We start from the raw sequence: 4,408 nt of genomic DNA, 5'->3' as shown, positions 1-4,408 counted from the left end.
AAAATGATTATCCAGTTTTGAACAGCCGTCTTTATGTTGAGTGTTGGTTGGCTTATGCCTTGGATAATAGCTTAACAAGTATGCGGGACTTATTTAAAAGATTAAATAATACGGGAATTGACGTAAGTATTTCAACATTTTTCTCTGACATCAGTTTCATCCCCTAACTTTGGTGCCTCAGCATAGCGTCTGAGAAATTCATCATTCCACCAATAAATAAGAGGCTTTTCTTTGATAAGATTAAGGCGATCGCTCCAAAATTCAAACCGTCCAACCTGTGCCAAAGAAGTAACGCTCTTTCGTGATGTTCCCCCTACTTCTGCTGGACGCAAGTCCAGTAAAAGCAAGGAACGTCAGTAATACACCGAATCCCCCGCCTAAAGGCGTGGGGAGTGTCAAAAAGAAACTCGAATTAACTGATACCTTTGTCTAGTGCCTAAAATATCGTAACTATCCGGTGGCAAGTCCATTTTTTCAAAGTCTTGCTGTGAGGCGATCACCAGGATTGAAGGCGGTTTTTCTGGCTGAGAAGTTCGATTTTGAATATACTCTACTGCATCTTTTGGCTGGTAAATATAATTTACCGGTTTTTGGGTGTAAAATACTACGCTTGGTTTTTTGAAGCCCACCATCACTAATTCCTCATCTGATAGAGGGATATGTTTCTGTGCCACAACAAGGGCAGATAGGTCCCTCAAAGGTTGCTGACGCTGTTGATCCATCAAGAATAAAGCTGGCATTAAGACAATGATCAAGGTGGCTGCAAAAATCAGTAAATTTGCATTAATAATACTGTGCCAACGGCGACTAATGATCAAAGCGCCAATGAGGAGCGCCCCCAAAAACCAAATTATTCCCCCTAGTGTTGGTAAACCTGCCTTTTGAATCATTAGGAGGAAGCCGGGCGCAACTGAATTATGATCCATTAAATGAGTAATCTGAAATAGTGCCACTGCCAATACTGTGACTAAAATCACATTAGTCCAAGCACTGATTTTGAGAACAGAAGAGGCGCAGGGGATATCTGACTTGTTTTCGGGGAGAAAATCACTCCATAATAATGCTATTAAAATAGCTACGGCGGGCATTAAAGGCAATACATAACTGGGAAGTTTAGTGACAGCAATATTAAAAAACCCAAAGATAGCAATAAACCAGATACAGGCAAATAAACCCAATTGTTGAGAGCGTTCTTGGCAATTCCTCCAGTGCGATCGCTGCCAAAATCTGGTTCTAGCCATTGCTGCGGGTAAATACACTGAGTAGGGCGCAAATCCGAGTAATACTACTAAGAAGTAGAAATACCAAGGAGCGGAGTGACCATTAACTACCTCTGTAAAACGTTCTACATTGTGATAGCCAAAAAAGGAATTGATGTAATCCCAACCATTACGCCAGCTGACCAAGAGATACCAGGGGGCTGATAAACCGAAAATAATTAGCATCCCCGTGAAGATACGCATTTCTTTTAAGACTTTGCGGATGTTGCCGACATAGATAATAAATGCGCCGATAATGAGTACGGGTAAAACAATTCCTACAGGACCTTTACTCAAAATCGCCCCAGCAATTAAGACGTAACAAGCTAAATACCACGAGTTGGGGAATAGAGATAAAGGGAATTGTGCCTGTTGTTGTTGCTGACTAGCATACCCTAGAAAAAAACATAATAATGCTGATGCCATGCACCCAGTCAGCATCATATCTGAGACACCGGTTCTTCCCCAGACAATCATCTCAGGACTGAGTGCTAGCATGGCGGCTGCAAGCATTGCTGTGAAGTTGCGCCGAGTCGGCTGTGAAACCTGCTCTAATTGGTCTTTTTGGGATAAATACCAGTGTACAGTGTAAAAAGTTAAACCGATGACTCCTACGGCCGCCATGGCTGAAGGTAGCCGCACTGACCACTCATTTACCCCGATAATTATATAGGCGATCGCTTGACACCAGTAAATTAAAGCTGGTTTATCAAAACGAGTTTCGCCGTTAAAAATGGGGGTAATCCAATCACCTGTAACCAACATTTGACGGGAAGCTTCAGCAAACAGTGGCTCTGTTTCATCAATCAAGCCCACAGTACCCAAATTCCACCCATAAGCCAGCCCAGCAATCAAAATTAGTATAGTCACAGCCAAAACTGGACTTTTGAGTGGATTTTTGTACCAGTTGTTCACATTATTCGGAATAGTCAGTTTTATCCTCATTATTTATTCGTCAATACTCAACAGTTAAAATAAGTACTTATATTTTGTTCTGGGTCAGACCCTGGGGAATAGGAAATTAACTGCCCTCAAGGAGTCAGTACCAATAACCATTCTCGATTTTCGGTGTTCCATTGCGGCCAAGAGGTTTCCCCAACTACATATGGTCCCCAGTAACGCCGAGAACCGTCTTGTGCAAAGGCAACTATAACATCTCCGTTTTCCAACTTGAGATTCCCATTAGGTAAGGACAGAATCAACCCCTGTTCACTACCTTCTTGGGGATCAAAATCCCAATGAGCTGGAACAACGGAGGTGGTCACCTGTGGCTGTCGCGCCAGTAAAGCCAGGCGCACAGGCTGATTTGTTTGATTGCTCATGCGTAAACTGCCTTGATGGTTGGTATTAGCAGTTGAGCCTTGACCATCTGCCAAGATGTGAGTATTGTTGAGTCCGATTTTATTGGCTTGGGTAGTTTCCGAACCGACGGTAGTAGAAGTGACTGTTTGATTTAGGACGGGTGGGACTGAAATTACATCCGGCTCTAGGATGTCAGAAGCAGGTAGATTCATATGGTCAGTTGACTCAAAGGACACACTGATTTCCCAGCATCCCACCATAAATCCCAGCAGACCCAAAGTACAAATTGTAATAGCAGCGTTACGATATGCTGTCAATTTCATGTTGATAATGGTTAGTAATAATATTTTGTTTAGACTTTACCAAATACTAGCCTATTCTCTGAGGCGGTAAAATGTAACTGTTTGGTACCCACTCCCCTGGTTATTAATGCAAAACACTCGTTTAACTAATTTATTCGATACCATTGCTGGGCGTTTGGGGCAATGGTTCTTAAATCCTTGGCGACGTTTATCCTTACTATTGATTAACTTCTTTTTTGGTTTTTTCCTGGGAACAGCAATTTCTACTATAGCTGGACAAAGAGGTACGTTAGATATTGTCATGGCCAGTATTCTTGTGCTACTCACAGAGGTGACTAGCAGAATATTTTATAGTCGCAGGTTTTTGGCAAAACCTTCGCTCTTGGTAGAATCGCTTAACGTTCTCAAGGTCGGTTTTACATATAGTATGTTTGTCGAGTCCTTTAAACTGGGTTCCTAATTATGAATTTTTGGGAAGCTGAAGTAAATCCCACAAAAGCAAGTTTACTCAACTGTGTGCTACCAACTTTTCACCAATTCTGCCAAACCCACCTGAATCAGCCACCAGAAACAATGTTAGCCCTGTTGTGGGACTTATGGCTACCATTAAGTATGAAATTAGCTTCCCATCGCCAGGACTTGGGAAGACCCCTAATTCAGGGAGTGTTAGGGGGACAAGGTACCGGTAAAACCACAATGTGCCAGGTACTGTGTAAGCTTCTCCAGGAGTTGGGATATCGGACTGTGAGTTTATCGTTAGATGACTTATATAAAACTTACGCCGATCGCCTGATTTTAACTCAGCAAGACCCGCGATTGATTTGGCGCGGACCACCGGGAACCCATGATCTAGATTTAGGCTTAAAAGTCCTAGATCAAATTCGTCAGGGCGCAAGTCCGGTGAGTATTCCCCGCTTTGATAAGTCGGCATACAATGGTGCTGGCGATCGCACTACCCCAGAAATCGTGGAAAATATTGATATTGTTCTGTTTGAAGGTTGGTTTGTGGGGGTGCGGCCAATTAATCCAGATGTATTTAATCATGCACCGCCACCAATTGTCACAGAGGAGGATAGGGTATTTGCTCGTGACATGAATCGGCGCCTGAGTGATTATCTGCCACTGTGGGAACGATTGGACAGTTTAATTATACTATATCCCACTGATTACCGTTATTCCATGACCTGGCGTCAACAAGCAGAACAACAAATGATCGCTACTGGCAAATCGGGGATGTCAGATGCACAGATTGAGGAATTTGTCAAATATTTTTGGCGATCGCTGCACCCGGAATTATTCATCACGCCGTTGGTGGAATCGCCTAAAGGGGTTGATTTAGTCATTACCATTAATTCTGATCACAGCCTAGGGGGAGTCTATCCCAAGTAGATGGAATAAAGGTACACTGCTATATAAATCCTAGACAAGTCTAGACATTTATTTCTTACTTCAATGGGAGCATGGGAGCGGTTATCCCTCAGTAAGCTTTCAAGGTTTAGCCAACCTCGATAAGTTAATTGCTGCGTTTAAATCCCTGTCCATTGA

The 4,408-nt window shown here is 42.8% G+C and carries 5 protein-coding genes and 1 pseudogene; 3 read left to right on the top strand and 3 right to left on the bottom strand.

Annotated features, from left to right (window positions below; translation table 11 throughout):
- Positions 1-140: pseudogene (locus tag NWP21_RS02610) on the top strand (IS4 family transposase); the annotation flags it as partial.
- Here NWP21_RS02610 and NWP21_RS02605 read toward each other — a convergent pair.
- From NWP21_RS02605 to NWP21_RS02595, 3 genes are all read right to left on the bottom strand, one after another.
- Complete coding sequence (locus NWP21_RS02605; protein WP_280791496.1) at positions 132-347, bottom strand: hypothetical protein; 216 nt, start codon at positions 345-347, stop codon at positions 132-134. The pseudogene NWP21_RS02610 and the gene NWP21_RS02605 overlap by 9 nt on opposite strands.
- 48 nt (positions 348-395) lie before the next feature.
- A complete protein-coding gene (locus NWP21_RS02600) occupies positions 396-2,204 on the bottom strand; it encodes a glycosyltransferase family 39 protein (protein ID WP_280791495.1) in 1,809 nt (602 codons plus the stop codon).
- Positions 2,205-2,290: 86 nt separating this feature from the next.
- Positions 2,291-2,884 (bottom strand): hypothetical protein, encoded by a 594-nt coding sequence (locus NWP21_RS02595; protein WP_280791494.1) that lies wholly within the window; start codon positions 2,882-2,884, stop codon positions 2,291-2,293.
- Between the two features lie 106 nt (positions 2,885-2,990).
- Here NWP21_RS02595 and NWP21_RS02590 point away from each other — a divergent pair, with 106 nt between their 5' ends.
- Entirely contained in the window at positions 2,991-3,323 is a 333-nt protein-coding gene (locus tag NWP21_RS02590; RefSeq protein WP_280791493.1) for a DUF565 domain-containing protein, read from the top strand.
- A gap of 2 nt (positions 3,324-3,325) precedes the next feature.
- Positions 3,326-4,252 carry a glycerate kinase gene (locus tag NWP21_RS02585; RefSeq protein ID WP_280791492.1) on the top strand — a complete coding sequence of 309 codons (927 nt, stop codon included), beginning with the start codon at positions 3,326-3,328 and terminating at the stop codon, positions 4,250-4,252.
- The last annotated feature ends 156 nt before the right edge of the window (positions 4,253-4,408 follow it).

Origin of the sequence: Anabaenopsis sp. FSS-46, from assembly GCF_029891665.1 — a bacterium.
GTDB lineage: Bacteria > Cyanobacteriota > Cyanobacteriia > Cyanobacteriales > Nostocaceae > Anabaenopsis > Anabaenopsis arnoldii.
The sequence above is the reverse complement of the archived record's forward strand: the minus strand, read 5'-3'. Positions and strand labels throughout refer to the sequence as shown.

Excerpts from the sequence above, each read along its gene's own strand:
- NWP21_RS02585 (WP_280791492.1), top strand. The coding sequence starts at position 3,326 with ATGAATTTTTGGGAAGCTGAAGTAAATCCCACAAAAGCAAGTTTACTC.
- NWP21_RS02595 (WP_280791494.1), bottom strand. The coding sequence starts at position 2,884 with ATGAAATTGACAGCATATCGTAACGCTGCTATTACAATTTGTACTTTG.
- NWP21_RS02590 (WP_280791493.1), top strand. The coding sequence starts at position 2,991 with ATGCAAAACACTCGTTTAACTAATTTATTCGATACCATTGCTGGGCGT.
- NWP21_RS02600 (WP_280791495.1), bottom strand. The coding sequence starts at position 2,204 with ATGAGGATAAAACTGACTATTCCGAATAATGTGAACAACTGGTACAAA.